Genomic DNA, 4,173 nt, shown 5'->3' with positions numbered 1-4,173 from the left:
CTGACCAACAAGTACGCCGAGGGTTACCCGGGTCGCCGCTACTACGGTGGTTGTGAAAATGTTGACGTCCTCGAGGACATTGCCCGCGATCGCGCTAAGACACTCTTCGGTGCTGAGTACGCCAACGTCCAACCGCACTCCGGTGCACAGGCAAATGCTGCTGTGCTCCACGCGTTGATCAAGCCGGGCGACACCATCATGGGCCTTTCCCTGGCACACGGTGGTCACCTGACTCACGGCATGAAAATCAACTTCTCTGGCCGCCTGTACAACGTCGTGGCATACGAGGTCGACCCGGACACCATGCTCATTGACATGGACAAGGTCCGCGAGCTTGCCTTGGAGCACCGCCCGCAGGTGATCATCGCCGGTTGGTCCGCATACCCGCGCACCGTCGATTTTGCAGCGTTCCGCGCTATTGCCGACGAAGTTGGGGCCTACCTGTGGACCGACATGGCTCACTTCGCTGGCCTTGTTGCTGCTGGCTTGCACCCGTCGCCGGTGCCGCACTCTGACGTGGTGTCCACCACGATTCACAAGACGCTTGGCGGCCCGCGCTCCGGCATGATCCTGGCTAAGGAGAATTACGGCAAGGCGCTGAACTCCGCTGTGTTCCCTGGCCAGCAGGGTGGTCCGCTTATGCACGTGGTGGCTGCCAAGGCCACCGCGCTGAAGATCGCCGGCACCCCTGAGTTCAAGGATCGCCAAGAGCGCACCCTTGAAGGTGCCCGCATCCTCGCTGAGCGTCTGACCGCCGCAGACTGCAAGGAAGTCGGAGTTGACGTGCTCACCGGCGGTACTGATGTGCACCTCGTGCTCGCGGACCTGCGTAACTCTGAGCTCGACGGACAGCAGGCCGAAGACCTCCTCCACGAGGTGGGTATCACCGTCAACCGCAACGCCGTGCCGAATGACCCGCGCCCGCCGATGGTCACCTCCGGCCTGCGCATCGGCACTTCTGCACTGGCCACCCGTGGCTTCGACCAGGCTGCGTTCACGGAAACCGCTGACATCATTGGCACCGCCCTTGCACAGGGCAAGAATGCTGACGCGGACTCCCTCCGCGCCCGCGTGACCAAGCTGGCCGAGCAGTACCCGCTGTACCCGGGCCTCGAGGAGTGGAAGCTGCTCTAGGGGAAACTGCCCCTAGAACACCAGCTGGTCGAGGAAGCGTTGCGCACGTTCTGATGTCGGCGCAGCGAAGAATTCCTCGGGTGGCGCGATTTCTACGATGCGGCCCGCGTCCATGAAGGCGACGCGGTCTGCAACCGCGCGGGCGAAGGCCATCTCGTGGGTGACCACGATCATGGTCATGCCATCCCGTGCGAGGCCGACGACCACGTCGAGGACTTCGCGGACGATCTCGGGGTCGAGGGAAGCGGTGATTTCGTCCAGAAGCAATGCCTTCGGCTGCATCATTAGTGCGCGCACGATGGCCACGCGCTGCTTCTGGCCGCCGGACAGCTCGCGCGGGCGGGCATCGGCTTTCTCGGCGAGGCCCACGCGTTCGAGCAATCCAAGCGCCCGAGAGCGCGCCTCGGCGAGATCCACACCCTTGACCACCTTTGGTGCGAGCAGCAGATTGTCCATAACGGTCAGATGAGGGAACAGGTCGTAGGACTGAAACACCATGCCCACGTCGGAACGGACGTCCTTGAGTTTTGTTGCCTTGGATGCGACATCGCGTCCGTTGACCAGGACCTGGCCGGAATCCACTGGCTCCAGCCCGTTGATCGTGCGCAGCAGCGTCGACTTGCCGCAGCCGGATGGGCCGATGATGGCCAGGACTTCGCCGGGGGCGACGGCCACGGAGACGTCGACAAGCGCTTTGTGCCCGTTGGGGTAGGTCTTGGAAACATGCTCTAGCGATATAAGTGACATCTAGCTCCACCTTTCTTCCAGCTTGCGCGCGGCGAGCGAGATGGGAAAACATACGAGAAAATACAGTAGGAACACCACGCCGTAGATCCACAGGGCGGCGGATGGGTATTCGAAGCGATTGGCGTCGATGATTTGTTGCGCCACTTTGAGCACCTCCACCACGCCAATCAGGGCGACAAGCGAGGTGGTCATGATCATGCGGTTGGTCAGATTGATCGTTGCCGGGAGCAGGCCACGCAGCGCTTGCGGCAGCACAACGTGACGGTACAGCGCGCGCCCCTCAATACCCAGCGCTGCCGCAGAGAGGTATTGGTGTTGCGGTACGGACTCGATGGCTCCGCGCACCAGATCGCCCAGCTCAGCCGTTCCCCACAGCGTGAACACAATCACCGCCGCGACGCTCGCATCCAGGTTCAGGCCCCACGCGCGCGTGGCGTCAAAGTACACCAGAAACAGCAGCACCAGCTGTGGCATGATGCGCACAAACTGCAGGTAGGTCTGGGTGATGGCGCGCACAATTTTGCTTCTCGACGTCATCACCACCCCCAACAACGTCCCCAACACAACCGACATACCCATTGACGCCAAGGCGATCTGAATGGATACGCCAAGGCCCTGGAGGAGGCGAGCGAAGTTGTTGCCGTCGGCGAGCACTTGGAGATCAGAAAACATCCGCACGCACCTTCTTCTCCACCTGTCCTGCGATCAGTGACACCGGCAGCAGGATGATCAGATAGAACGTAACCAAAAGCAGCAACGCCTCACGCGTTTCGTACGTCTGGCCAATCTGCTCCTTAGCGGTGTACACCAGGTCCGGCAGCGCCACGATGCTGACCACCGAGGTCTCTTTGATCAGGAAGATGATGTTCGCAGTGATCGCTGGCAACGCCAATGCTGTGGCTTGCGGGACGACGACGTAGCGTAGCGCCTGCGTCCGCGACATGCCCAAGCTCAAACTGGACTGCAACTGAATTGGGGCAACGCCCTCTAAGCCGGCGCGGATCGCCTCCGCCATGTACGAGCCACCCAGAAAAGCCAAACCCACCACGGCGCAGGTTTCGCTCTCCAGCACAACGCCCACCTTGGGCAGGCCGAAGTACAGGAAGAACAACTGCACCAGCAGGGGAGTGTTGCGGGAAAGTTCGATGTACACCCGCGCAATCTGGCTGAGCACGGGCACCTTGAAAAACCGCACCCCGGCCACCAGAGCGCCCACGATGAAGGCCAGTACGATGCCTTTGGCGGCAACCCTCACCGTGAGGAGTGCCGCCGAAGCATAGACCGGGATGTTCTCGGTAACGACCGAAAGATCCATGAGTTAGAGCTGTCCGCCCTCAACGACCAAATCATCAGCGGACACCGCGTCGCCGTAGACCGGTTTCAGGGTCTTCTCGTAGGCGTTGTGGAAGAAATTCTCCTTGCCCAGCTCGATCAGGTTGTTGTTCAGCCACTCACGCAGGTCGTTGTTCCCCTTGGCCACGGCACCCGCGATGGTGTCGGTCTCGCCCAGCGTCGGGATCGTGGCAGAGAAACCCTCCGTCTTACCGGCCCAAGCAAGAGCCTCCGTGTTGTCGGTAACCCAGGCGTCGCCGCGGCCGTCGAGAAGCGCATTCGTCGCTTCCGTGTATTGCTCAAACTTGGTCAGCTTGATCTCCGGGTGGTTCTTTTCCAAGTAGGCCTCCGCGGTCGTGCCCTTTACGACGATCACCTTCTTCCCCTCGAGCCCCTCAACGCTGTCGATCGGCGCATTGTCCGGCGTGACTGCCCCCAGCGACACCTTCATGTACGGGTTGGCGTAATCCACCTTCTCCGCACGTTCCGGAGTCACCGTGAAGTTAGCCAGGATGATGTCGACCTTGTTGGTGTCCAAGAACTCCACGCGGGAAGCAGCCTCCACCGGGACATACTTGACGTCCACGCCCAGGTCCTCGCCCAGACGGTTGCCGTACTCGATGTCATAGCCCGCGAACTCGCCATTCGAATCCACGTAGCCGAACGGGGACTTGTCCGAGAACACGCCGATCTTCACCGTGCCAGACTCCTGAATTGCAGCGACGTCGCGGAAGTTCGGGGACGGTTCCGCGCCGTTAGTGGCAGCGCCGTTTCCGGAGTCCGCGGAACAGGCGGTCAGGGAGACGGCAGCAAAGAGAGCGGCGGCGCCAGCGGCAATGCGTTTGCGGGAGCCGCGGGACTTTCGGGACGAGAAGAGTGACATAGTGGTGAACTTTCTGTAGTGAACGGGACGCGGTTAAACCGCTTGGTTCAGTCAAACTACACCACTCTGTCTAGTAT

Annotated in this window: 5 protein-coding genes; 1 reads left to right on the top strand and 4 read right to left on the bottom strand. The window is 61.3% G+C overall.

The window, feature by feature from the left end; all coding sequences use genetic code 11:
* The coding region (glyA, locus tag Q0X21_RS10100; protein ID WP_297851742.1) for a serine hydroxymethyltransferase at positions 1-1,134 on the top strand (1,134 nt) is incomplete at its 5' end.
* Positions 1,135-1,146: 12 nt separating this feature from the next.
* Here glyA and Q0X21_RS10095 read toward each other — a convergent pair.
* From Q0X21_RS10095 to Q0X21_RS10080, 4 genes are read right to left on the bottom strand one after another with little or no spacing between them, the layout of a single operon-like run.
* Positions 1,147-1,881 carry an amino acid ABC transporter ATP-binding protein gene (locus Q0X21_RS10095; RefSeq protein ID WP_034664718.1) on the bottom strand — a complete coding sequence of 245 codons (735 nt, stop codon included), beginning with the start codon at positions 1,879-1,881 and terminating at the stop codon, positions 1,147-1,149.
* On the bottom strand, positions 1,882-2,553 hold the full coding sequence (locus Q0X21_RS10090) for an amino acid ABC transporter permease (RefSeq protein ID WP_034664716.1): 672 nt from the start codon (positions 2,551-2,553) through the stop codon (positions 1,882-1,884).
* Entirely contained in the window at positions 2,543-3,196 is a 654-nt protein-coding gene (locus tag Q0X21_RS10085; protein ID WP_297851741.1) for an amino acid ABC transporter permease, read from the bottom strand. Before Q0X21_RS10085 ends, Q0X21_RS10090 begins: the two co-directional genes overlap by 11 nt.
* Positions 3,197-3,199: 3 nt before the next feature.
* The gene (locus tag Q0X21_RS10080) at positions 3,200-4,096 is read right to left on the bottom strand and encodes a transporter substrate-binding domain-containing protein (RefSeq protein WP_297851740.1); all 897 of its coding nucleotides are present in this window, start codon (positions 4,094-4,096) and stop codon (positions 3,200-3,202) included.
* Between the last annotated feature and the right edge of the window lie 77 nt (positions 4,097-4,173).

It is taken from the genome of uncultured Corynebacterium sp. (assembly GCF_947253065.1).
Classification (GTDB): Bacteria; Actinomycetota; Actinomycetes; order Mycobacteriales; family Mycobacteriaceae; genus Corynebacterium.
Note: the sequence above shows the minus strand (reverse complement) of the source record. Positions and strands in the feature narration are given on the sequence as shown.